A 24,599-nucleotide genomic window follows, 5' to 3' on the forward strand; every position below is an offset into this window, starting at 1 on the left:
GAAATAAAAAACTTTTTTATCTGATTTTCCACTATTTTTTTTATTTTTGTCCAACAAATCAGTTAATTCTATTGGTATTATTTGTTGCCAAAGTATACAATCGGTGTGATTTCTAAGATTTTAACCAAATATTACACCTAAAATATCAAATATTACCCCACTATTATAACAGGAAATAGTATCTTTGCAACAGAAAAATTCAACATGCGTTGTGAAACGCTTATCATCATCTTTTACTTATACAAAAAATAAAACATTGGAACTCAATAGGGATATTGGGATTCCAATGTTTTTTTTATGCAATAAACTGATTACTTTTCATTACCTAAATCTATCTGCGATATCTGATTCAGCAGGTTTACAGCCTGCCCTACTGTCTTCACATCATTGATGCGAAGCATTCGCTTGTTGAATTTTTCCTTCAGAACACAATCTTGAATATGACTGGTAACGTAAGCGAGTATGCGGTTAAACATCTGACTTCTGTAGAACGGACTGTTTACATTGCTTACAAACTGCATCTGCATATAGCCCTGCTTGAGAATAATCTTCTCGCAACCTAGCTTCTTGCCTACCCTACGCAGACCTACCACATGCATCAGTTCGTCTGCTTCATGAGGCACAGGACCAAAACGGTCTATCATACGCTTGCGGTAAGCTTCTACTTCATCATCGCTCTCCAGGCGGTCCAGTTCACGATAAAGAAGCATGCGCTCACTGTCACCAGGCACATAAGTCTGAGGGAAATACATCTCCAGATCGCTCTCTATGCCACAATCGTCAACGAAATCATCACCCGTAAGCTGGGCACCTTCATCCATCTTCTCCTGATAAAGATCACAGAACTCCTCGTTCTTCAACTCTGTGACAGCCTGAGAGAGAATCTTCTGGTAGGTTTCATAACCCAGATCTTCCATAAAACCGCTCTGCTCAGAGCCCAGCAGATTACCCGCACCGCGGATATCCAGGTCCTGCATGGCGAGATTGAAGCCGCTACCCAGTTCGCTGAACGTCTCCAGAGCCTCCAGCCGGCGACGCGCCTCAGGAGTAAGTGCACTCTTAGGTGGCGCCATCAGATAGCAGAAAGCCTTCTTGTTGCTTCTTCCTACGCGTCCACGCATCTGATGCAGGTCACTCAATCCGAAGTGATGAGCATCGCTCACGATAATCGTATTGGCATTGGAAATGTCGATACCGTTCTCTACAATAGTGGTAGAAAGCAGTACATCATAATCGTAATTGATAAAGCCCATGATGATTTTCTCCAAATCCTCAGGCTTCATCTGTCCGTGACCGATTGCTACCCTACAGTCTGGGATATGCTTCTCGATGAGCATCTTGAGTTCCGGAAGCTTGGATATTCTGTCGCATACGAAATAAACCTGTCCGTTTCGGCTCATCTCGAAGTTGATGGCATCGCAGATAACTTCACTACTAAACGTTACCAGTTCGGTATGAATCGGATAACGGTTAGGTGGCGGAGTGCGCATGATACTCATATCCCGGGCGCCCATCAGAGAGAACTGGAGGGTTCGCGGAATCGGAGTGGCACTCATCGTGAGTGTATCGACATTTACCTTGAGCTGACGGAGTTTCTCTTTGGTAGACACACCGAACTTCTGCTCTTCATCGATGACGAGCAGTCCCAGGTCATGCCATTTCACGGTCTTTGATATCAGCTTATGCGTACCTATGAGGATATCAATCTTACCCTCTTTCAGGGCGTCAAGCACCTCTCTGGTTTCCTTCGTTGTACGGGCTCTACTGAGATAGTCTACCCTTACAGGCATGCCTTCCAGACGCTTTTTGAAAGTCTGATAATGCTGGAAAGCCAGAACGGTAGTAGGCACCAGCACCGCAACCTGCTTGCTGTCGCACGCTGCCTTGAAGGCTGCACGGATGGCAACCTCAGTCTTGCCGAAGCCCACATCGCCACAAACCAGACGGTCCATCGGTCTGCCGCTCTCCATATCCTTCTTTACCTCCTGGGTAGCCTTATTCTGGTCTGGCGTATCTTCATACAGGAAGGAAGCCTCCAGCGTATGCTGCAGATAATTGTCGGCACTGAAGGCGAATCCCTTCTCCCGTCGGCGCTGGGCATAGAGTTTGATCAGGTCGCGCGCAATGTCCTTGATTCGCTTCTTAGCTTTGTCCTTGAGTTTATCCCAGGCACCTGTACCCAGTGTAGACAGGCGAGGCGGAGTACCGGTATCGCTGCGGCGATATTTGCTGATTTTATAAAGCGAGTGGATAGAAACATCCACCTTGTCATTGTTCGTATAGACGATGCGGATCATTTCCTGATAGCTGTTGCCCGTAGGAACCCTAACCAGACCGCCGAACTTGCCGATACCGAAGTCTACATGCACGATAAAATCTCCCACTTCCATCTCCTGCAGTTCCTTCATGGTGAGTGCCATCTTGCCGGCTCTCGCTTTATCTGAGCGCAGGTTATATTTATGAAAACGGTCAAAAATCTGATGATCGGTAAAGAAACAGCACTTCTTGTCATGGTCAGTAAAGCCTTCATGAAGCGTCTTGTCTACCGGTGTAAAACGGATGGCGTAGCGCTTCAGCTCTTCGCTTTCAAAGATATCCTTCAGGCGCTGTTGCTGCTTCTGGCTATCTGCCAATATATATAAGGTGTAACCCTGGAGCAGGAAATCCTCCAGAGTCTGGCAAAGCAAATTAAAATTCTTATGGAAAAGAGGCTGTGGAGCGATATTGAAAGGTATCACAGCCGGACTCTCTGACGGAGCGACCTTGCCGAACTCGATACGGAGATGAGCCGCTACTGCCTTCTTGAAATCGAGCGGAGAAACGAGGTTGAGCTCGGTCTTCATCTCATGTCTGATGCGCTCTGCCTCCACCTCAGTGGCTCCCTCCAGCTGCTCGGCAAGGCTCTGCGATGAGAAGCCTTCGGTATAAATCTGACCGATGCGGTCGCAAACGAAAGCAAGGTCTTTCGCCACGACTGGCGTACTTTCGGAGAGGAAATTGAGGAAACACTGCTTGTTGCTCTCGATATGGGCGAGTTCGGGCACGATTTCTATCTCTGTGCGCTTCGCCTGCGAGAGCTGGGTCTCAACATCAAAGGTACGGATGGTGTCAATCTCATCGCCGAAGAAGTCGATACGGAACGGATATTCGCAGCTGTAGGAATAAACATCGAGGATGCTTCCACGCACGGCAAACTGGCCCGGTTCATAAACATAATCGGTTTCTTTGAGTTCGAAATCGCGCAGGGTATGAACTACATCGGTCTGAGCAATCTGCTGGCCTACAGCCAGTTTCATTATCCGTTCATCCAGATTCTGCTTAGCCACAACGAGTTCTGCCAGTGCATCGGGATAAGTGACTACCAGGAAATGTCCTCCCGAAGAGAGGCGCGCCAGCACCTCTGTACGTAGGATTTCGTTCGCTGCATCACGCTGCCCGTATTTCACGGCACGCCGATAGCTGGAAGGAAAGAAGAAGACCTTCTCCTGCCCCATCATCTGAGTGAGATCGTGATAAAAATAGCCTGCTTCATCGGCATCATCCAGTACGAAGAGTACCGAACGCTTCATCTTCCCCTGCAGAGAAGCAAAGAACATCGGAGCCGAAGAGCACAGCAAACCCTGGAGAAAAATGGAATGAACCGACTTCTTCCCCATCAAATCAAAGAGGGCATCCGCCTGTGGCGAACGCCCGTATGTTTTTTCTATCTTTTGGATTTCCATCCAAGTACTGATTAGTGATTACTGATTACTGAGTAGTGATTACAGAGTATTAATCCTTCTTCGGATATTTCTTGAACCAGCCATCCAGGCGCAGTCGCATCACGCCAAAGAAAGCCTCACCGAAGATTCCACCACTCATCTTGCTCACACCTTCACGACGGTTAACAAAGATGACAGGCACCTCCTTGATCTTGAAACCGATTCGATGAGCCGTATATTTCATCTCTATCTGGAAAGCATAGCCCTTGAAGCGGATAGCATCCAAATCTATGGTTTCCAACACCTTACGTCGGTAGCAGACGAATCCAGCTGTGGTATCATTCACCTTAAATCCGGTTACGATACGTACGTATTTAGAAGCGAAATAGCTCATCAATACGCGTCCGATAGGCCAGTTGACCACGTTCACACCCGAAATATATCTTGAGCCTACAGCCACATCATAGCCCTCATCGTGAGTTGCCGCATAGAGACGAGGCAAATCATTAGGATCATGACTGAAGTCGGCATCCATCTCGAAGATGAAGTCATAGCCCTGCTTCAATGACCATTTGAAGCCCATGATATAGGCAGTACCCAAACCGAGTTTACCCGAACGCTCTAGGATATGCAGACGACCGGCAAACTCATTAGCCATCAAGCCCTTGACAATGGCAGCAGTACCATCAGGACTTCCGTCATCGATAACGAGGATATCAAACTGCTTTTCGAGACCGAAGACAGCACGGATGATTTTCTCGATGTTTTCCTTCTCATTATATGTAGGAATGATTACTATGCTATCACTCATAACTTCTTCTAATTTTAATGATTCTGATACTAAATAATGTAATACAGATGCAAAATTACAACTTATTTTTGAAATAACAAGCAAAAACCCGAAATTATTGGTCAGGATTCTCTACAAAACCTTGATATTTCTTGTCAAGCCCGTTCATGATCGCCTCATAGCTCTTGTTCATCTGGTTCTTGATATTGTCAGCTCCCTTGCCTATCGGCTCGATAGGCTCATGAATGGTGAGCTTCAGAGGATGCCAGAAAGCCCAGTAGATGTCCTTCATGCGAGGCTTCACATCAAAACTGCCATTGATGGTAAGCGGACATACCGGCAACTGCAGTTCATCGGCAAGCATGAAAGCACCGCGGCGGAACACGCCCATGTGCCCCGTAAACGAACGGGCGCCCTCAGGGAATACCACCAGCGACATGCCCTCTTTAAGCACCTCACGAGCACGGTCATAAGAAGCACGGATCTTCGAAGGTCCGCTCTTGTCTACAAAGATGTGGTGCGCATACTCACAGGCGATACCGATGAGAGGCACTTTGCGCAAGCCCTTCTTCATCATCCACTTGAAGTTTCTGCCCAGAAAACCGTATATCAGGAAGATATCGAAAGCACCCTGATGATTGGCCACGAAAACATAACTCTGGTTCTTCTTGAGATGCTCACGTCCCTCTACTTTTACAGGCAGAAGGAGGATGCGGACCCAAAGCCAGGACCAATACTTACCGGGATAATAACCCCAGAAATGGCCATTGCCCAGCATACATCCCAAAACAGTAGTTAAACTGGTTAAAACGCTAGCTACCAACAGGATAGGTAAGCATATCACAAGCTGATACAGACGATATAAGTACTTCATTTTTTATTAAGAATGAATAATTTAACACTCAATATTTAACACTCAACACTCCTTATTTTCTCTTCAGTGTGATGACCACGATTTCTGCCGTAGCCCCGATGCGGATTGGAACGGTACCGCCCAGACCCGATGTGGTATAGAGCTGGCAACCTTCCTCTTCGAAGAGGCCATAATCATAAGGAGTAAACATCGACGGACGCAAGCCCAGGATATTGATCTGCCCCGCATGCGTATGACCGCTCAGCGTAAGCTGCGGTGCTACGACCAGCGAATCCTTCCTGTCAGGTCCTATCACATCGCCATCCTCATCCTTCTCCTTATTAATAGTAGAAGGCCAAGTCTCGCGCCATTGCTTCGGAATATGCTGCAGCATCAGCACGAAAGAGCCCAGTCTGATGCCATACAGCGCCTTCCTTACGTTGGTTCGCTTTGGCTTGTCATAGTTCTCTGTACCAGCTACATAGATGCTGTCAGCGCCTCTATGCACCGCCACATGCTCATTCATCAGCAGGCGCCATCCGCAACTCCGCTGGAAGTCCTGCATCCGCTTCTCTAATGCAGCTATCTCCTGCTCATCATCTACATCCATATAATAGGTGTAATCGTGATTGCCCAGCACACTCATCACGCCGTCTCTGGCTTTCAGACTGCTGAGCAGCGCCTGATACTTAGGCAGTTCATCGGGTGTAACATTCTGTAAATCACCCGTAAAGCAAATCAGATCAGGTTTTTCGGCATTAATACTGTCGATATCGCGCTGAGGCAGATGACCACGCCAGCCATAGTATGACCCGAGATGGATGTCGCTGAACTGAACGATGCGATAGCCCTCGAAAGACTTCGGCAGATTAGGTACATAGATGGTGATACGCTTGACCTGCATCTTAGGAAATCCTTCGGTAAATCCATAGATAAAGCAGAAGAATGCCACCGCTCCCACTACCAGACCGAGGAGCTTGCCCCAGTTGCGATGGCCGTGGAGAAGCCTCATACAACACCAGCCGAAGACACTGAACAGACTGAAGACAAACTGCGGAACCGCACATACTGCCATCATCACAAACCAGATGTCGATGAGCACCGGATTGCGTGGCAGGAAGTTGGGCAGTATCGTGATATACGCGCTGTAGGCGATAACCACGAAAGCCGGCAACCAGAAGAGCACCCGCTGCCAGAGACTCTTCAGCCGTAACTTGCCATACCTTTTATATATCCAGAGATACGGCAACAGGGTGAATACCACTACGGGTATCAATATTCTTGCTATCATTTCTTGATCAAACTTGATTGAAGATACGTTTTCATTGCCTGCACGGGCACTCCTCTGCGCTGTGCATAGTCGCGAAGCTGGTCGTCTCCTATCCGTCCCAGTTCGAAATACCGCGACTTGGGATGTGCAAACATCAGCCCCGAGACACTGGCATGAGGCGTCATCATTCCGCTTGTGGTGAGCCGGATGCCCACCTGACTCATATCTATGAGCTGGTCGATGATGAAGTTGGCACTGGTATCGGGCAGCGAAGGGTATCCTATAGCCGGACGGATGCCCTGATAGCGCTCCAGATGCTGGTCTTCGATGCTCAGCTGCTCGTCGGGAGCATAGCCCCAGATGCTGCGTCTCACCTCTTCGTGCAACTTCTCTGCCGTGGCTTCAGCCAACCGGTCGCAGAGTGTCTGTGCCATCATATTGAGGTAGTCGTCCGTGCGATATTTCTTCTCCAGACCGCCATCTACCGTCGTGCAGAAGATACCCAGCCGGTCTGTTATTCCGCTGCCCAGAGGGCGGATGAAATCAGCCAGACAGAGATTGGGTTCTCCCTGAGCCGCCGGATGCTGCTGACGGAGCATCGGGAAGCGGACTTTCTGCCCTTCCAGCCAGATATCATCCCCCTCGCTGTTCGCCTCGAAGAGTCCGAAGACGGCATAGGTATGAAATTCGCCCTCCCATGAATGGAGCATATCGAGCGCCTCAGCCTTCAGTTTTTCCTTTTCCTCTCGAGGTTTGCCGCTCAATCCCCAGGCATGATAGAAATATAGCCAGTTGATATATGGCTCAATTTCGCTTATATTGTATACTATTCTTCGCATCCGATACGATATTTTATTTTACAATCTCCGTAAGATTTCCCTTTTTCAGGAATTGTTTCTGAACTCCAGTTCCTCTCCTCTGCAAGCGGCATCAAACACGCCTTTGTTATAGATAAGACTACCGTTACAGAAAGTCTGCTCCACTTTCCATGCAAACTCATCACCCTCTACAGGGCTCCATTTACACTTGCTCTGAATCATCTCTGCGGTCACCTTCCAAGGCTCTCCCTTGCGCACCACAACGACATCTGCCTTATAACCCGGACGCAGGAAGCCGCGCTGACTGATATGGAACAGACGGGCTGGATTATGGCACATCAGTTCAACCAGGCGCTCGATACTGATTACCTTTTCGTCAACAAGTTTCAGCATGCTTACCAGCGAGAACTGTACCATTGGCATACCTGATGCAGCCTTGGCACAACCGCCCTGTTTATCCTTCAACTGATGAGGAGCATGATCGGTACCTACTACAGTTATCTTGCCATTACTCAGCGACTTACGCAAAGCTTCGCGGTCAGCAACGGTCTTTACAGCAGGGTTGCATTTGATGCGTGCGCCCTTCACAGCGTAATCTTTATCCGAGAACATAAGATGAGCCACAACAGCCTCGCCTGTAATATTTTCATCCTTACCAAAGAACTCCAGTTCCTTAGCCGTAGTAACGTGGGCGATATGGAGATGCGCCCCGCTTTCCTTAGCCAGCTGCACCGCCAGACGGCTGCTTTCATAGCAAGCCTCCTCGCTGCGTATTTCCGGATGATGCTCTACGGCAGGGTCCTCACCCCATTTCTGCTTAGCCAGCTGCATGTTGCGGTTGATGATTTCGGTATCCTCACAGTGGGTCATCACCGGCAAATCCAGCTCTTTCGCCTTCTTGAAGATAGCCTGCAGCGCCTCATATTTATCCACCAGCATATTGCCCGTACTGGAGCCCATAAAGAGCTTGATTCCCGGAACGCGATGCGTATCGAGCTGCTCAAAATCATTTACATTGTCATTGGTAGCACCAAAGAAGAAACTGTAGTTCACATGACTCTTCTCTGCGCCCAGCTGCCGCTTTGCCTGCCAGGCCTCCAGAGTGGTAGTCTGAGGCACCGTATTAGGCATCTCGAAATAGCTGGTCACACCACCAAAGGCAGCTGCACGGCTTTCGCTCTCGATGTCAGCCTTCTGCGTAAGTCCCGGCTCACGGAAGTGAACATGATCATCAATCACACCCGGCAAAACAAAACACCCCGAGGCATCGATGACTTCATCGTAATTGCCACGGGGTGCCTCGCCTTCATATATCTCCTTGATAAATTCACCATCCAACAAGAGGTCGCCCACAAAAGAGCGACCCTCATTTATAATGGTTCCATTCTTGATTAATTTCATATTACTAAACTTATAAAATGAAGAGTTTTACAAGATGTTAATGCCCAAGACCTTGAAAGAGCCCTGTTTCTACTCCTGACCTTCCTGTTTTTCAGGAATCGTAGGCGCAGCCAGTTCGTTGGCTGTAGGTGCCGGAGCCGCATCAGGATTTACCTGTGGAGCCGCCTCCATCTCTGGCTGCATGCCGCTCTGAGCATCTCGAGTACCGTTCATAATCTCCTGATTTTCTTGAGCTTTCTTATAATAGTCCTTTACATAAGGATCATTCTTGAAATAGTCGGTAGCCTTGCTCATGATATCCTCAATCCAAGGAGAGAGCATCGGATACTGGTTGCCCATCGTAACGAGGAAGAAGACGCCCGGTCCCAGCACATTGTTGAAGTTGTCGGTAACAAACGAAGTGATGAGCTTGTCTTCCTGCTCAGAGAGGCGGATGGATTCCTCGTTCAGATGCTTGTTGACAGCCACCATATCGCTACCGTTCATGATAGCCTGGTCGTGCTTGTGTACCAGTTCGCGCAACTGATTCTGAATCTGCTGGTATTTCTTGAAGAAGCCGAAGAGCTTATCGTTCATCGGAGTACCGCTTACCACCTGCTGTGTATCATCGAGCTTCACCGTAATGCTTCCACTCTCCAGCACCAGCGGCAGCACAGGGTCATCATCCATGAAGATATTCGCCATCCTCATAGAGTCGACAGAACCCTGAAAATGGAACTGTCCGTGCACTACATCGCAAGAATCCACGTTCTTGAAATCGTTGTTTTCCAGTATTTTAAGGTACAGCATGCGTCCGTCCAGAGTACTTACGTTAGAAGTACCCGAGATATCGTAACTGTTGGCACAAGATGCAAGTGCCATCAAGGCAATGAATGCGTAAAATATTCTATTCATAAGCTATCTATATCACTTTCGGTGAACAAAAGTACAATCTTAATTTGAACTGACGAAATAAATTGCAGCAATTTAATTCATTCTTACAAGATTTATGTTTTGTTTGCACTCCTATTGGCCACCGAAAGCTTTTTTCTCGTCCTTTCTATATTACTGATTGTTTTCCTTCTTCAGTTCATGAGAGATGCGATGCGTGGTATACAGTTCCAGCAGAGCTGCGATGAGGAGGAAGACTACCCACTTATTATAGAAATAGGTGATATAGGTCTCATAATTCTCAAACCAGCGGCGCAGGAAAGCATACACCGTATCTACCATCGAGATGCCTGAGAGCACGAAGAAGATGTCTGCCACATACTGCATCCTCTTCAGTCGGTGGATAACCAGCGAAGGTCCCTCATAGATCTGCATCGCCTGCATTACACTGAAGAGTATGGTGCCCAGCAGGAACCCCCAGCTCGTTACCTGCACCAGCTGCGGATGTGAAAAACCAAATGCGAAGCAAGCCGCACCGACAACCATCAGCACGCCGCCCAGCAAGAAAATAGCACTTTCCAGTTTACTCAATTGTTTCATTTTCGTCTTGTTCGTTAGTTTTTTCCGGAATATCCGAACTCAATACAAAGATATCTTCATCATCAGCCTTCATGAAATAACGCTGGCGGGCTATCTTCTCAAATGCCCGCACACCATGCTGCATATCACGCAGGGTATGCTTGTCGTTTTCATACTGCTCACGATACTTTTCTATCTCCGAACGGAGCGTAGCTATCTCTATCTGGTACTTAATGTGCTGTCTTACACTGTTGTCGTCAACTACACCAACTACCAGAACACCCGCTACAATCACTATAAGATACTTATAATGAGCGAGATAATTCCATATAATACCAAGTTTTTTACTCATTTCTTCCGAATTTGTTTGCAAAGATAATATTTTTTTGTTATCTTTGCATCATCAATTAAGAAAAAATAATGGAAGAGTATATAGTTTCTGCAAGAAAGTACCGTCCGATGACCTTCGATTCGGTTGTCGGACAGAGTGCATTGACCACCACTTTGAAGAATGCAGTGAAGAGCGGCAAGCTGGCGCACGCCTATCTTTTCTGCGGTCCAAGAGGTGTGGGAAAGACCACTTGTGCCCGCATTTTTGCGAAGGCAATCAACTGCGAGCACCCTCGCGAAGACGGCGAGGCATGCAACGAATGTGAGAGCTGCCGTGCCTTCAATGAGCAGCGTTCCTACAACATCTTCGAGCTGGATGCCGCCAGCAACAACGGTGTTGACCAGATTAAGGTTCTGATGGAGCAGACCCGCATCCCGCCTCAGGTGGGCAAGTATAAGGTGTTTATCATTGACGAGGTCCACATGCTCTCTACAGCCGCCTTCAACGCCTTTCTCAAGACACTGGAGGAGCCGCCTCAGCATGTCATCTTCATCCTCGCCACAACCGAGAAGCATAAGATTCTGCCTACCATCCTGAGCCGATGCCAGATTTACGACTTCGAGCGAATGACGGTAGCCAACACCATCAACCACCTGAAGATGGTGGCTGAGAAGGAAGGCATACAATATGAAGAGCAGGCGCTCGCCGTGATAGCCGAAAAGGCAGACGGAGGTATGCGCGATGCCCTCTCTATCTTCGACCAGGCTGCCAGCTTCTGCATGGGCAACATCACTTACCAGAAGGTAATCGAGGACCTGAACGTGCTCGACAGCGACAACTATTTCCGTCTGGTAGACCTGGCTCTGGAGAACAAGGTGGCAGAGATGATGGTAACGCTCGACGGCATTCTGAGCCGCGGTTTCGATGGCGGCAACATGATTCAGGGTCTTGCCCAGCACGTGCGCAATGTGATGATGGCGAAGGACCCTCAGACCCTGCCTCTGCTCGAAACCAGCGATGACCAGAAAGCCAAGTTCCAGGCTCAGGCCCAGAAGGCGCCTACACCTTTCTTATATAAGGCGCTGGAACTGATGAACCAGTGCGATATCCATTACCGCGCCAGCAGCAACAAGCGATTACTGGTAGAGCTCACCCTGATACAGATAGGCCAGATTACGCAGCCCGAGGATCAGGATGTGCCTAGTGCGGGGCGTACGCCCAATAGATTAAAATCCCTGTTTCAGAAACTCCTGGCTCAGTCTAAGCTTGCCTCTCAGGGTGCAGGTTCTGAGCCTTCCGGCAGCAGCGAAAACCGGTCTTCACAGCCGGGAACGTCTGCTGCTACAGCTACTGCTGTGCCTTCGTCAGGGGCACCGACAGCCGCTTCTGCAGCCTCCAATGCTGCATCTTATTCAGCATCTGCCACCGCAGCCGCATCTGCCTCTCCAGAAGGCTCAGCCGCTGCCGGAGCTGCTACTGATGCTGCATCGCCTCACAAGCCACGACTCAAGAATATCAAGCTGGGCGGCATAGGCATGACTTTCTCTAACCTGAAGAAGAGGGAGGAGAACCAGCGCCGCCTGCACAGTCCGTATGATGATACCAATGAGGAAAAAGCGACCATCACGGGCGACCAGAACGAGTTCACCCAGGAGCAGGTGGAAGCAACATGGTTCAGTATGTGCATGAGAATGCAGAACAAGCTGGATTTCATAGGCTTAGCCAACCGCATGAAGAGTATTGTACCGAAGATAACCAACTATCCGCAGATAGAGGTTATCATCAACAACCAGCTCTTGCTAGACGACGTTTTGAACATCAAGAACCGCATTCTCAAGACTTTCGTCTTAGGTCTTCACAACAGCGAACTGAGCATCACCTACCGCCTTGCCGACCAGGAAGAGGTAGGCAAGGTTCTGACCAAGAATGAAGTTCTGGAACTTCTTATGGAGAAGAACCCTGCGATGAAAAAACTCACAAAGGACCTGGATCTGGTCATGACATAGAATGATGCCCAAGAGGTTATTCAGTATTCAGTATTCAGTTTTTTTCGCGATAGTTACCTTTTATACGGTTACAAATTGTAAGTAATTATTTTATATTATATATATATATTATTATATATATATAATATACTATCTATACAGAGAGTGGTAACAACAGCGAAAAAAACTGAATACTGAATACTGAATACGTTCCACGTAATCGGTTACTACTTTGTAATATACTGGTTTATAGCGTAAAACATAGTTTTCCACACCGCAAAACATAGAGATGCGTCCCATGAAACATAGAGTTATTTCTCTTTACTAAGTTTCAAATCGTAAGCTGCTGAAAATCGCTCCTTATCACATGCCTAAATTTGGTAGATACCAGAAATCTTCATATCTTTGCACCGGCAATCGAAAGAACAGTCTTTTGTGCCTCGCTCGAGTCTTCTATTAAGACCAACACGGGTTATAAATGATGGCAGACGCCGGTCATCAATGAAGACCCCGAAAACGGCAGAAACGGGGCGTTCTGGGGAATTTGAACCAACTAGGTTAGTGTCATACCGACACACAACAAAAAAAAAAGCCCCCGATGCAGAAACGCACCGGGAGCCTTCGTAAGCAAATTATTATTATCTTAAAAAGATCAACTGAATATGCAGCACATCAAAGTATACACCATGACGCACCGTCAGAAAGCCTTAGATGAGGTTCATGCCCGCTTCCTCAGCCTCCTTGCGCATCTCCTCAGGCCAGATGCTAGCCTGGATCTCACCAATATGAGCCTTATGAAGCAATACCATGCACAGACGGCTCTGGCCGATACCGCCACCAATGCTCAGAGGCAACTTGTCGTTCAGGAGCTGCTGATGGAAGTAAAGCTTCTCTCTATCCTCCTTGCCCTCCAGCTTAAGCTGACGCAGCAGACTCTCCTTGTCGACACGGATACCCATAGAACTGAGCTCGAAACTGCGACCCAAAACAGGATACCAGATGAGGATATCACCATTCAGTCCCATCTTGCCGTTCTCAGCCACGGTGCTCCAGTCATCATAGTCAGGAGCTCGGCCATCATGCTTCTTGCCATCGCTCAACTTGCCTCCGATGCCCTCTACAAATACAGCACCATACTTCTTGCAGATTGCATCCTCGCGCTCCTTAGGAGAAAGGTCTGGATACATATCGAGCAAATCCTGCGCATGAATAAAATGAATCTCCTTAGGCAGGAAAGGCTTCAACTGAGGATAATGCTCGCAAGCCAGGAACTCGGTACGCAAGATGGCACCATAGATGCGGCGCACGATATTCTCGAGGAAGGCAATGGTACGGTCTTCCTTGGTAATCACAGCCTCCCAGTCCCACTGGTCAACATAGAGCGAATGAAGATTATCCAGTTCCTCGTCAGCACGGATGGCGTTCATATCTGTATATACGCCATAAGCAGGCTCAATCTCATACTCGGCAAGCGTCAGTCGCTTCCACTTGGCAAGAGAATGAACCACCTCAGCCTGGGCTTCGCCCAAATCCTTGATAGGGAAACTTACAGGGCGCTCTACGCCGTTCAGGTCATCATTGATACCAAGACCCTTCAATACGAAGAGCGGAGCGGTAACGCGACGCAGACGGAGCTCGGTGCTCAGGTTTTGCTGGAAGAATTCTTTTATCATTTTAATACCCATTTCGGTCTGGCGCATATCCAGCAGCGCCTTGTACCCTTCAGGTTTTATCAAATTGCTCATTTTTATTTCATATTTAGTATTTGCGCTGCAAAGGTACAAAATAATAATTAATCTGCAAGCATTTTTCCGTATTTTTTCGCAAAATGATAGCATTTTTAAGTTTTTTAGTAGCATTTTGTAGAACAATTTGCAAATACACATTATATATATGAAAAAATCTGCCCCAAATATTTGGTTATTTCAAATAAAAGCAGTAATTTTGCAGTCGACTTCCGTTTCGATGTCATACAACCGGAGAAACGGGCGGCAGAAAAGAGGGTCTCGTAGCTTAGCTGAATAGAGCGTCAGATTCCGGTTCTGAAGGTCGTGGGTTTGAATCCCACCGAGATCACCCGAAACAACAGAAATGATTAATAATTGAAAACATGGATTTAGTAGAACGATTTATAAACTATACGAAATTCGACACACAGTCGAGCGAAGAATCGACCAGCGTGCCTAGTACGGCAAAACAGCTCGAATTTGCCAAGTACCTGAAGAAGGAACTTGAGGACGAAGGACTGAGCGATGTCGAAATGGATGACATGGGCTATATCTATGCCACTCTGAAGAGCAATACCAAGAAAAAGACTCCTACCATCGGATTTATTTCACACATGGATACATCGCCTGATGCCAGCGGAAAGGATGTAAAGGCGCGCGTCATCAAGAACTATGACGGCAACGACATCGAGCTGAGCCCGGGCATCATCTCAAGCGTTGAGACTTTCCCAGAACTGAAGGCTCACAAGGGAGAGGATATCATCGTGACAGACGGTACTACCCTGCTGGGTGCCGACGACAAGGCGGGCATCGCTGAAATCGTACAGGCTATGTGCTATCTGCGCGACCACGACGAAATCAAGCACGGAGATATCCGAGTAGGTTTCAATCCTGACGAGGAAATCGGTATGGGTGCACATCATTTCGACGTAGAGAAGTTTGGCTGCGACTGGGCTTACACCGTAGATGGCGGCGACCTGGGCGACCTGGAATATGAGAACTTCAATGCTGCCGGAGCTAAAATCATCATCAAGGGCGTGAGCGTTCATACAGGCTATGCCAAGGGAAAGATGGTGAATGCAAGCCGACTGGCTGTGGAATTCCAGAACATGATTCCTGAGAACGAGACTCCTGAGCAAACTGAAGGCTACCAGGGTTTCTACCACCTCATCGGCATCGAGAGCCGCTGCGAGGAGGCAAAACTCAGCTACATCATCCGAGATCACGACCGCAACAAGTTTGAAAGCCGCAAGGATTTCATCGAGGATTGCGTGAACAAGATGAACGAGAAATATGGCGACGGAACCGTAAAGGCGGTTATCTACGACCAGTACTATAACATGAAGGAGAAGATTGATCCTAACATGCACGTCATCGACATCGTGCTCAGAGCGATGCAGGAGAGCGGCGTTCCACCTCGTGTAGAGCCTATCCGCGGCGGTACCGACGGAGCCCAGCTGAGCTTCAAGGGTCTGCCTTGTCCTAACATCTTCGCCGGCGGTGTCAACTTCCACGGTCCTCACGAGTTTGTGAGCATCCAGGTAATGGAGAAGGTAGTGAAGACCATCGTGAAGATAGCGGAAATCACAGAAGAATTTAATGATTAGTTTATAGTTAATAGTTTATAGTTAATAGGGCACTCTTGCTGCAAAGCAAGCGTCTTATCTACTATAAACTATTATTTTTATCAGCATCCCTCTTCTTTAAGCAAGTTTGCCCCTATACGGCGAAGCCGCTATAAACTATAAATTATAAATTATAAACTATAACTAATGGCAGATATTCCCTTTTTAGTAAAAGACCTCGCCCTCATTCTGATGGTAGCAGGCATCGTAACCCTCATCTTCAAAAGGCTCAAGCAGCCGCTGGTGCTGGGATACATCATGGCGGGATTCCTGGTTTCGCCACACATGCCCTACACCATGTCGGTAGTCGACGAGACGGATATCCAGACCTGGGCCGACATCGGTGTCATCTTCACCCTCTTCTCGCTCGGTCTCGACTTCTCGTTTAAGAAAATCGTGAAGATGGGTGCCTCTCCCATCATCGCCACCGTGGTCATCGTGTTCTGCATGATGATGCTGGGCATCAGCGTAGGCCACAGTTTCGACTGGGGCAGGATGGACTGCATCTTCCTGGGCGGTATGCTCGCCATGAGCTCCACCACTATTATATATAAGGCATTCGATGATATGCGGCTGCGCACCCAGAAGTTTGCCTCGATGGTGATGAGCGTGCTGATACTGGAAGATATCCTGGCTATCGTGATGATGGTGATGCTGTCGGCGATAGCGAGCGGAAGCAGTCCCGACGGCGGGCAGATGCTTGCCTCTATCGTGAAGATAGGCTTCTTCCTGGGCGTGTGGTTTATCGTGGGCATCTTCGCCATTCCGTGGTTCCTGCGTTCGGTGAGGAAACTTATCAATGCCGAAACCCTACTCATCGTTTCGCTGGGTCTGTGCTGCGGCATGGCGGTACTGAGCACCAAAGTGGGATTCAGCAGCGCCTTCGGAGCCTTCGTTATGGGCAGCATACTGGCAGAAACCATTGAGGCAGAGAAGATTATCAAGCTTGTAGAACCGGTAAAGAACCTCTTCGGAGCCATCTTCTTCGTATCGGTAGGTATGCTGGTAGACCCGAAGATTCTGATAGAATATGCCGTTCCTATCCTCGCCCTGGTGGGCACGATACTGGTAGGTCAGGCGATATTCGGCACCTTCGGATTCATGCTCGGAGGCGAGTCGCTGAAGTCGGCGATGCGCTGCGGTTTCTCGATGGCTCAGATCGGTGAATTCTCTTTCATTATCGCCTCGCTGGGTCTGTCGCTCGGCGTCATCAGCAAGTTCCTCTATCCGGTAGTGGTAGCGGTGAGCGTCATCACCACCTTCCTTACACCTTATATGATTCGTCTTGCCACACCTACCTACCAGGTGATGGAGAAACATCTGCCCGACAAACTCATCCATATTCTGAACCATTTTGCGATGAGTCATCCCCAGACGCAGCAACAGAGCAAGTGGAAATCGCTGATCCGCCAGATGCTGGTCAACACCACCGCCTACTCTATCCTCTCGGCAGCCGTCATCGCCCTGATGTTCACCTTCGTGCTGCCGCTGATGCGCAATCTGCTGCCCGGCTGGCATCTCCACTGGTATGCCAACGCCATCACCGGTCTGCTCACCATCCTGTTCATCTCACCGTTCCTGCGCGCCATCGTGATGAAGAAGAACCACAGTGCCGAGTGGAAACGCCTCTGGGTGGAGAGCAGCATCAACCGCGTGCCGCTGCTCTTTACGGTGTTCGTGCGCTTCATGATAGCACTGGCTTTCATCTTCTATATCATCAATTTCCTCTCGCGCTTTACCAATGCGCTGATTGTCTGCATCGGTGCAGCCGTGGTGATGCTGATGCTGGCATCCCGCCGCATCAAGAAGCGTAGCATCGTGATGGAGCGCGTCTTCGTTCACAACCTCCGCTCGCGCGATATTGCGGCTCAGGTGAATGGCGAAAAGCGGCCGCTCTACGAGGGCAGACTGCTAGACCGGGATATCCACATCAGCGAATTTGAAGTGCCTGAAGATAGCAGTTGGACTGGCAAATCGCTGAGAGAGCTGCATCTGCGCCAGCGTTTCGGTGTTGATATGAGCAGCATTCGCCGCGGTTCTCACCGGCTGAACATCCCGAACGGCGACATGATCATCTTCCCGGGCGACAAACTGCAGGTAATCGGCAACGACGACCAGCTGCAGAAATTCAACACCGCCCTGCAGAGCGACCTGCTGGCTGAGGAGGCTGAAATAGAAAAGCGCGAAATGAAACTCAGCCAGCTCATCATCTCTTCTTCCAGCGAATTCCTGGGCAAGACGCTCATCGAAAGCGGTATCAGAGACCGGTACAACTGCATGGTTGTAGGACTGGAAGAAGGTCGTGAGAATCTGACGCACGTATCCCCTACCCGAGTCTTCAAGAAGGGAGACATCATCTGGATAGTGGGAGAAGAAGCAGATTTGAAGAGAATCAAAAATTAAATAAAAGAACTTTCGTAAGTAAGCTCCATACTAAGTAAGCTCCATACGCCCTGAAAGGGCAGAAGCTCCTAGCCCAGGGCAGCGCCCTGGGTATAGTAGCAGTCAGCAAGACGCCCTGTAAGGGCAAAAGCTTTATTATCACTAAGTATTTTAAAGCTTTTGCCCTTACAGGGCGCATGTTTATTATTATATTTTACACCCAGGGCGCTGCCCTGGGCTAGGAGCTTCTGCCCTTTCAGGGCGTGCCGGGAACAACCAGATTACTTCACGGTGATATGGAAGCAACCCTGCTTCACCTCATATTTAATATAGCAGCGGTTCTTGTCGCGGAAATCGCGGAGCACCTCGGAGAACACCCATTTCAGGGTATCATTCTGCACCTGGCGGCGAGGCTGTTCACGGGTCTGAATCTGCTTGTAGCGGTTGTAGCAGATATCGAAGGTAGTACCATAAAGATGGCACGAATTTTCGGTAGCATTACCGTTTCGGGTACGCAGTTTCGCCACATCATCCTTGGTACGCAGAATGCTCGTCACGATAATCTTATGCAGCGGAATGCCCTTGATCTGCAACGAATCAAAATAGGCACGGCCGATATCCTGGAGCAGCACAGAGGCACGAGGCACCAGGTAAGGAATGCTGTTGTTCAGCTTGTCGACATAAAAGAAAGGATTGCTGCCCACATACACCAGTTTGCCCTTGCTGTTCTCCGCCTCCAGACGGTTCTGTACCGGTTTCACACCATGCTTAGTAGCCGCCAGAATCTGCACATCCTGCTGGTCGGGGAAAGTATTGCCGAAATGAGGCACCGAGAAGATACGATGCTTCACCTCCCTGCCATCCTTATCGAAGAAGATAGAAGGCTTGCCGCCCTGTGCCGTATCAGGCGTAGCGGAGAGTTCATCCTTCTTCAGGTCCTCAGCCACATTTCCATCAGCACCAGCGGGAGCATCAGAAATTTCAGCAGAAGAAGCATCAGAAGCTGCCGAATCCTTCGCAGCCACTAATGTAGAATCAGCCGCATCAGCAGCCGCAGTTTTCGGTTTTGCCACCCCCGGGAAGATGACTCTCACCAGCGCCAAAAGCAAAACCACAATACCAAAACCCTGTAAATATCTGTTCTTACTAATCTTCATAATTATCTAATTTTCACGAAATAATATTCTATATTCTTCAGGCAAAACGGAAGCCGTATCGCCAAATTTAGCTGCAAAGGTAACAAAATCTCTCGAAAAAATAGCTTTTTTAATATTTAAAGAATGTTTTATTCGCCGAAATTTGCTCATTTCATGGAAAAGTAGTAATTTTGCAGCGTTATATAACAAAATATTAGATAGGATAGTTTAAACTTTATAGAATTAAGACATTTTGATAGAGAAACATATTGTACTCGAAGATATCGATCCAGTGATGTTCTACGGTGTGAACAATGCCCACCTGCAGATGATTAAATCGCTGTATCCTAAGTTGCGTATCGTGGCACGCGACAACGTGATTCGTGTGCTCGGCGACGAGGAGGAAATGGCAAAGGTGGAAGAGGATATTGAGCAGATGCGCAAGCACTTGCTTAAATACAACATGCTCAATGATGAAGACATCCTGGACATCGTGAAAGGAAAACAGACCAAGGCGGACAGCGTGAAAGGCGTGCTGGTATACAGCATCAGCGGCCGACCTATCAAGAGCCGCAGCGAAAACCAGCAGCAGCTGATAGATGCTTACGAGAAGAACGACATGGTATTTGCCGTGGGACCAGCCGGTACCGGCAAGACCTATCTCAGCATCGCCCTTGCCGTAAAGGCCCTCAAGGAAAAAGCCATCAAGAAAATCATCCTCTCACGACCAGCCGTAGAAGCCGGCGAAAAACTCGGTTTCCTGCCTGGCGATATGAAAGACAAAATTGACCCATACCTCCAGCCGCTCTACGATGCGCTGGAAGACATGATACCTGCCGTAAAGCTGCAGGATATGATGGAAAAGCACATTATCCAGATTGCTCCGCTCGCCTTTATGCGCGGACGCACACTCAGCGATGCCGTCGTCATCCTCGACGAGGCGCAGAACACTACCTCCCAACAGATTCGCATGTTCCTAACCCGTATGGGCATGAACACCAAGATGATTATCACCGGCGACCTGACACAGATTGACCTGCCACGCGAACAGCGAAGCGGACTGAAGGAGGCGCTCAAGATTCTGGACGGCGTGGAAGGCATCGGAGTGGTGAAGCTGGGACAGAAGGACATCGTGCGCCACAAACTCGTAACCCGCATCGTCAACGCATACGACAAGTATGACAAGGAGAGAGCGGAAGCACGGGAAGCTCAGAAAGCAGAAAAAGATAATTCAAAATAATCAGAATGAAGAATGAACTGAATGATTCTTTAAAAATAGATTTCATCAAGAATGCAGATCATAAATAAAGCATATCATAAAGTTCAAAGTTCAAAATTCAAAGTTCAAAGTAAAATGAAAGCATTAACAAAGACAGATTTCCATTTTGATGGACAGAAGAGTGTTTACCACGGTAAAGTACGTGATGTGTATGACATTAACGACGACCTCCTCGTGATGGTCGCTACCGACAGAATCTCAGCGTTCGACGTTGTTCTGCCTAAGGGTATCCCTTTCAAAGGACAGGTGCTCAATCAGATTGCAGCTAAGTTCCTGGACACAACTACAGACATCTGTCCAAACTGGAAGTTGGCTACTCCAGACCCAATGGTTACCGTAGGTTTGAAGTGCGAAGGTTTCCGCGTGGAGATGATCATCCGTTCTATCCTCACCGGTAGTGCATGGCGCGAGTATCAAAAGGGCTGCCGCGAGATCTGCGGTGTGAAGTTGCCAGACGGTATGCGCGAGAACCAGCGTTTCCCAGAGCCTATCATCACCCCTACTACAAAGGCTGACGAGGGTCACGACATGAATATCTCTAAGGAAGAGATCATCGCCCAGGGTATTGTTAGTGCAGAGGATTACGCTGTGATGGAGGACTACACACGCCGCATCTTCGCCCGCGGTCAGGAAATCGCTGCCAAGCAGGGCTTGATCCTCGTAGATACCAAGTACGAGTTCGGCAAGCGCGACGGCAAGGTTTATCTCATCGATGAGATCCACACTCCAGACTCTAGCCGCTACTTCTATGCAGACGGTTACGAGGAGAAGTTTGAGAAGGGTGAACCACAGCGCCAGCTCTCTAAGGAGTTCGTTCGCCAGTGGCTCATCGAGCACAACTTCATGAACGAGCCAGGCCAGACCATGCCAGAGATTACCGACGAGTATGCAGAGAGCGTATCCGACCGCTACATCGAACTCTACGAGCACATCACCGGCGAGAAGTTTGACAAGGCTGCAGAGGAAGGCGACATCGCTGCCCGCATCGAGAAGAACGTAAGCGAGTGGCTTGCTGCACACAAGTAGTTTTTAGTTAATAGTTAATAGTTTACAGTTAATAGAGGCTACGCCGTTGAGCAACAAAGCGGTTCATGCTATAAACTATAAATTATAAACTGTAAAAAACTATATATAAATGTATAAGCAAGAACAGATAAAGCCCTACGAGGGCACAGGAGACAAGGGCAAGCTGGTAGAGGAGATGTTCGACAACATCGCCCCTACCTACGATACCCTGAACCACCGTCTCTCGTGGGATATCGATAAGGGATGGCGCAAGAAGGCAATCAGGCGTCTTGCGCCCTTCTCTCCTAAAAAGATGCTCGACATCGCTACCGGTACCGGCGATTTCGCCATCCTTGCCGCACAGATGCTACATCCCGACCAGCTGATCGGAGCAGACATCTCGGACGGCATGATGGAGATAGGCAGACAGAAGGTAAAGCAGCTGGGACTGGAAAACACCATCTCCTTTGCCAAGGAAGACTGCCTCAACCTCTCGTTCCAGGACGAGAGCTTCGACGCTGTAACCGCAGCCTTCGGTATCAGGAACTTCCAGAACCTGGATCAGGGACTGAAGGAAATGTGCCGGGTACTGAAAAAAGGCGGACATCTCTGCATCGTAGAACTCACCACACCGGTCAGTTTCCCGATGAAGCAGCTGTTCAGCATCTACAGCAACACTGTCTTGCCGATGTATGGCAAACTCATCAGCAAAGACCAGAGCGCCTACAGTTATCTCAACAAGACCATCGAGGCATTCCCTCAGGGCGAGGTCATGATGGAGGTGTTCAAAAAGGCAGGATTCGCAAAGGCAGAGTTCAAGCGACTCACCTTCGGCATCTGCACACTCTATTTCGCAACCAAATAAAACAAAAATATTATGGACAAGTATGGACTCATAGGTTACCCTCTGGGGCATTCGTTCTCAAAAAACTATTTCAACGAAAAGTTTGAGAACGAGGGCATCGATGCCCAATACATCAACTTCGAGATACCTTCTATCGAAAATCTTACCGAGATTCTCGACTCAAATCCAGAACTAAAGGGTCTCAACGTCACCATTCCTTACAAGGAGAAAGTGATCAGCTATCTCGACGTGGTAAGCCCTGAGGCGAATGCTATCGGAGCCGTCAACGTGATCAAGGTGGAGCACAGAGGCGAAGATGTTTATCTGAAAGGATATAACAGCGATGTAATCGGTTTTACCAAGAGCATCGAACCTTATATCGAGCCTTATCACAAGAAGGCTCTCATCCTGGGTACAGGCGGAGCTTCAAAGGCTATCAACTTCGGTCTGAAATCGCTCGGACTGGAAACAGCCTTCGTGAGTCGATACGAGCGTCCGGGTACTATCCAGTACGAAAAAATCACCCCTGAGGTTATCAAGGAGTATAACGTCATCGTAAACTGTACCCCAGTGGGCATGTACCCACACGTAGACGAGTGTCCTGCGCTGCCTTACGAGGCAATGGACAGCCACACCCTGCTCTACGACCTCATCTACAATCCCGACGAAACCCTCTTCATGAAGAAGGGCAAAGAACATGGAGCCACAGTAAAGAATGGCTTGGAAATGCTCTTGTTGCAAGCCTTTGCATCATGGGATTTCTGGCACCAGGAAAAATAAGCATATCATAAAGTTCAAAGATCAAAATTCAAAGTAAGAATATGAGTAACAATAGATATATGATGCGCGGTGTTAGCGCAGCAAAGGAAGATGTTCACAACGCTATCAAGAACATCGACAAGGGTATCTTCCCACAGGCTTTCTGCAAGATCATACCTGATATCTTGGGCGGCGACCCAGAGTATTGTAACATTATGCATGCCGACGGTGCAGGTACCAAGTCGAGCTTGGCCTACATGTACTGGAAGGAGACGGGCGACCTCTCTGTATGGAAAGGTATCGCTCAGGATGCTATCGTGATGAATACCGACGACCTGCTCTGCGTAGGCGCAGTAGACAACATCCTCGTTAGCTCTACCATCGGCCGCAACAAGATGCTCATCCCAGGCGAGGTAATCTCAGCTATCATCAACGGTACTGACGACCTGCTCCACGAGATGCGTGAGATGGGTATCGGCATCTATCCTACCGGCGGTGAGACTGCTGACGTAGGCGACCTGGTTCGTACTATCATCGTTGACTCTACCGTTACCTGCCGCATGAAGCGCAGCGATGTCATCAACAATGCCAACATCCGTCCAGGCGATGTCATCGTAGGTCTTTCTTCTACAGGTCAGGCTACTTACGAGAAGAAGTACAACGGCGGTATGGGCAGCAACGGACTTACTTCTGCCCGCCACGATGTATTTGCCAAGTATCTCGCAGAGAACTATCCTGAGAGCTACGACCACGCCGTGCCAGACGAGTTGGTTTACAGCGGTAAGTATAAGTTGACTGATGAGGTAGAGGGTTCACCTATCAATGCCGGAGAACTGGTACTCTCTCCTACCCGTACCTACGCTCCTGTCATCAAGAAGATTCTCGATGAGCTCCGCCCAGAGGTTCACGGTATGGTTCACTGCACCGGTGGTGCCCAGACCAAGGTTCTTCACTTCGTAGGCGAGAACTGCAAGGTAGTGAAGGACAACATGTTCCCAGTGCCTCCACTCTTCAAGGCGATCCACGACTGCTCAGAGACCGACTGGAAGGAAATGTATCAGGTATTCAACATGGGTCACCGCATGGAGATCTACGTACGTCCTGAGGTTGCCGAGAAGGTTATCGCCATCAGCAAGAGCTTCAACATCGATGCCCAGATTGTAGGTCACATCGAAGAAGGCAAGCGCAGCCTGACCATCAAGAGCGAATTCGGAACATTCGAATACTAATTGATAGTTAATAGT

19 protein-coding genes and 1 tRNA gene are annotated in these 24,599 nt (G+C 48.6%); 9 read left to right on the forward strand and 11 right to left on the reverse strand.

Annotated features, from left to right (window positions below):
• Positions 1-311 precede the first annotated feature (311 nt).
• The 9 genes from mfd to NNC77_RS07745 all read right to left on the reverse strand — a co-directional run bounded on the left by mfd (position 312) and on the right by NNC77_RS07745 (position 10,634).
• Positions 312-3,722 (reverse strand): transcription-repair coupling factor, encoded by a 3,411-nt coding sequence (mfd, locus tag NNC77_RS07705; RefSeq protein WP_254970501.1) that lies wholly within the window; start codon positions 3,720-3,722, stop codon positions 312-314.
• Between the two features lie 49 nt (positions 3,723-3,771).
• The gene (locus NNC77_RS07710; protein ID WP_006847253.1) at positions 3,772-4,512 is read right to left on the reverse strand and encodes a polyprenol monophosphomannose synthase; all 741 of its coding nucleotides are present in this window, start codon (positions 4,510-4,512) and stop codon (positions 3,772-3,774) included.
• Positions 4,513-4,606: 94 nt separating this feature from the next.
• Positions 4,607-5,365 carry a lysophospholipid acyltransferase family protein gene (locus NNC77_RS07715; RefSeq protein WP_118085475.1) on the reverse strand — a complete coding sequence of 253 codons (759 nt, stop codon included), beginning with the start codon at positions 5,363-5,365 and terminating at the stop codon, positions 4,607-4,609.
• Positions 5,366-5,417: 52 nt separating this feature from the next.
• A complete protein-coding gene (locus NNC77_RS07720; RefSeq protein ID WP_254970509.1) occupies positions 5,418-6,635 on the reverse strand; it encodes a metallophosphoesterase in 1,218 nt (405 codons plus the stop codon).
• The gene (locus NNC77_RS07725; protein ID WP_254970511.1) at positions 6,632-7,453 is read right to left on the reverse strand and encodes a vitamin B12 dependent-methionine synthase activation domain-containing protein; all 822 of its coding nucleotides are present in this window, start codon (positions 7,451-7,453) and stop codon (positions 6,632-6,634) included. Before NNC77_RS07725 ends, NNC77_RS07720 begins: the two co-directional genes overlap by 4 nt.
• A 45-nt stretch (positions 7,454-7,498) precedes the next feature.
• Positions 7,499-8,833: a dihydroorotase gene (locus NNC77_RS07730; RefSeq protein WP_254970513.1), complete on the reverse strand. Its 1,335-nt coding sequence runs from the start codon at positions 8,831-8,833 to the stop codon at positions 7,499-7,501.
• A 69-nt stretch (positions 8,834-8,902) separates the two neighbouring features.
• Entirely contained in the window at positions 8,903-9,727 is an 825-nt protein-coding gene (locus NNC77_RS07735) for a DUF4369 domain-containing protein (RefSeq protein WP_118200937.1), read from the reverse strand.
• A 150-nt stretch (positions 9,728-9,877) separates the two neighbouring features.
• A complete protein-coding gene (locus tag NNC77_RS07740; RefSeq protein WP_203053925.1) occupies positions 9,878-10,303 on the reverse strand; it encodes a hypothetical protein in 426 nt (141 codons plus the stop codon).
• The gene (locus NNC77_RS07745; protein WP_117691582.1) at positions 10,287-10,634 is read right to left on the reverse strand and encodes an FtsB family cell division protein; all 348 of its coding nucleotides are present in this window, start codon (positions 10,632-10,634) and stop codon (positions 10,287-10,289) included. Before NNC77_RS07745 ends, NNC77_RS07740 begins: the two co-directional genes overlap by 17 nt.
• Before the next feature lie 68 nt (positions 10,635-10,702).
• On the opposite strand from NNC77_RS07745, the gene NNC77_RS07750 reads away from it, so the two are divergent.
• A complete protein-coding gene (locus NNC77_RS07750; RefSeq protein ID WP_254970516.1) occupies positions 10,703-12,619 on the forward strand; it encodes a DNA polymerase III subunit gamma/tau in 1,917 nt (638 codons plus the stop codon).
• A 686-nt stretch (positions 12,620-13,305) separates the two neighbouring features.
• Here NNC77_RS07750 and asnA read toward each other — a convergent pair.
• Entirely contained in the window at positions 13,306-14,343 is a 1,038-nt protein-coding gene (asnA, locus tag NNC77_RS07755) for an aspartate--ammonia ligase (RefSeq protein ID WP_153137598.1), read from the reverse strand.
• A gap of 257 nt (positions 14,344-14,600) precedes the next feature.
• Between asnA and NNC77_RS07760 the strand changes: the two genes are divergently transcribed.
• The 3 genes from NNC77_RS07760 (at position 14,601) to NNC77_RS07770 (ending at position 18,353) form a co-directional block, all read left to right on the forward strand.
• A tRNA-Arg gene (locus NNC77_RS07760) sits at positions 14,601-14,674 on the forward strand.
• 34 nt (positions 14,675-14,708) lie between these two features.
• A complete protein-coding gene (pepT, locus tag NNC77_RS07765; RefSeq protein ID WP_153082362.1) occupies positions 14,709-15,932 on the forward strand; it encodes a peptidase T in 1,224 nt (407 codons plus the stop codon).
• A gap of 165 nt (positions 15,933-16,097) precedes the next feature.
• Positions 16,098-18,353 (forward strand): cation:proton antiporter domain-containing protein, encoded by a 2,256-nt coding sequence (locus tag NNC77_RS07770; protein WP_254971680.1) that lies wholly within the window; start codon positions 16,098-16,100, stop codon positions 18,351-18,353.
• A gap of 260 nt (positions 18,354-18,613) precedes the next feature.
• Here NNC77_RS07770 and NNC77_RS07775 read toward each other — a convergent pair whose 3' ends face one another.
• Entirely contained in the window at positions 18,614-19,489 is an 876-nt protein-coding gene (locus NNC77_RS07775; protein WP_254971682.1) for a DUF5715 family protein, read from the reverse strand.
• A gap of 232 nt (positions 19,490-19,721) precedes the next feature.
• Here NNC77_RS07775 and NNC77_RS07780 point away from each other — a divergent pair, with 232 nt between their 5' ends.
• The 5 genes from NNC77_RS07780 (at position 19,722) to NNC77_RS07800 (ending at position 24,584) form a co-directional block, all read left to right on the forward strand.
• Positions 19,722-20,708, forward strand: coding sequence for a PhoH family protein (locus NNC77_RS07780; protein WP_022120453.1), 987 nt, complete (start codon positions 19,722-19,724; stop codon positions 20,706-20,708).
• Between the two features lie 114 nt (positions 20,709-20,822).
• The gene (locus NNC77_RS07785) at positions 20,823-21,773 is read left to right on the forward strand and encodes a phosphoribosylaminoimidazolesuccinocarboxamide synthase (RefSeq protein WP_006847238.1); all 951 of its coding nucleotides are present in this window, start codon (positions 20,823-20,825) and stop codon (positions 21,771-21,773) included.
• Positions 21,774-21,882: 109 nt separating this feature from the next.
• A complete protein-coding gene (ubiE, locus tag NNC77_RS07790) occupies positions 21,883-22,617 on the forward strand; it encodes a bifunctional demethylmenaquinone methyltransferase/2-methoxy-6-polyprenyl-1,4-benzoquinol methylase UbiE (protein ID WP_118085484.1) in 735 nt (244 codons plus the stop codon).
• Positions 22,618-22,629: 12 nt separating this feature from the next.
• A complete protein-coding gene (locus tag NNC77_RS07795) occupies positions 22,630-23,376 on the forward strand; it encodes a shikimate dehydrogenase family protein (RefSeq protein ID WP_006847236.1) in 747 nt (248 codons plus the stop codon).
• A 59-nt stretch (positions 23,377-23,435) separates the two neighbouring features.
• A complete protein-coding gene (locus NNC77_RS07800; RefSeq protein ID WP_006847235.1) occupies positions 23,436-24,584 on the forward strand; it encodes an AIR synthase-related protein in 1,149 nt (382 codons plus the stop codon).
• The last annotated feature ends 15 nt before the right edge of the window (positions 24,585-24,599 follow it).

This window comes from Segatella copri, from assembly GCF_024330485.1.
Taxonomy (GTDB): Bacteria; Bacteroidota; Bacteroidia; order Bacteroidales; family Bacteroidaceae; genus Prevotella; species Prevotella copri_L.

Bases quoted from the DNA above. Each gene is read 5' to 3' on its own strand.
- mfd (WP_254970501.1), bottom strand. From the start codon at position 3,722: ATGGAAATCCAAAAGATAGAAAAAACATACGGGCGTTCGCCACAGGCG.
- NNC77_RS07710 (WP_006847253.1), bottom strand. From the start codon at position 4,512: ATGAGTGATAGCATAGTAATCATTCCTACATATAATGAGAAGGAAAAC.
- NNC77_RS07715 (WP_118085475.1), bottom strand. From the start codon at position 5,365: ATGAAGTACTTATATCGTCTGTATCAGCTTGTGATATGCTTACCTATC.
- NNC77_RS07720 (WP_254970509.1), bottom strand. From the start codon at position 6,635: ATGATAGCAAGAATATTGATACCCGTAGTGGTATTCACCCTGTTGCCG.
- NNC77_RS07725 (WP_254970511.1), bottom strand. From the start codon at position 7,453: ATGCGAAGAATAGTATACAATATAAGCGAAATTGAGCCATATATCAAC.
- NNC77_RS07730 (WP_254970513.1), bottom strand. From the start codon at position 8,833: ATGAAATTAATCAAGAATGGAACCATTATAAATGAGGGTCGCTCTTTT.
- NNC77_RS07735 (WP_118200937.1), bottom strand. From the start codon at position 9,727: ATGAATAGAATATTTTACGCATTCATTGCCTTGATGGCACTTGCATCT.
- NNC77_RS07740 (WP_203053925.1), bottom strand. From the start codon at position 10,303: ATGAAACAATTGAGTAAACTGGAAAGTGCTATTTTCTTGCTGGGCGGC.
- NNC77_RS07745 (WP_117691582.1), bottom strand. From the start codon at position 10,634: ATGAGTAAAAAACTTGGTATTATATGGAATTATCTCGCTCATTATAAG.
- NNC77_RS07750 (WP_254970516.1), top strand. From the start codon at position 10,703: ATGGAAGAGTATATAGTTTCTGCAAGAAAGTACCGTCCGATGACCTTC.
- asnA (WP_153137598.1), bottom strand. From the start codon at position 14,343: ATGAGCAATTTGATAAAACCTGAAGGGTACAAGGCGCTGCTGGATATG.
- pepT (WP_153082362.1), top strand. From the start codon at position 14,709: ATGGATTTAGTAGAACGATTTATAAACTATACGAAATTCGACACACAG.
- NNC77_RS07770 (WP_254971680.1), top strand. From the start codon at position 16,098: ATGGCAGATATTCCCTTTTTAGTAAAAGACCTCGCCCTCATTCTGATG.
- NNC77_RS07775 (WP_254971682.1), bottom strand. From the start codon at position 19,489: ATGAAGATTAGTAAGAACAGATATTTACAGGGTTTTGGTATTGTGGTT.
- NNC77_RS07785 (WP_006847238.1), top strand. From the start codon at position 20,823: ATGAAAGCATTAACAAAGACAGATTTCCATTTTGATGGACAGAAGAGT.
- ubiE (WP_118085484.1), top strand. From the start codon at position 21,883: ATGTATAAGCAAGAACAGATAAAGCCCTACGAGGGCACAGGAGACAAG.
- NNC77_RS07795 (WP_006847236.1), top strand. From the start codon at position 22,630: ATGGACAAGTATGGACTCATAGGTTACCCTCTGGGGCATTCGTTCTCA.
- NNC77_RS07800 (WP_006847235.1), top strand. From the start codon at position 23,436: ATGATGCGCGGTGTTAGCGCAGCAAAGGAAGATGTTCACAACGCTATC.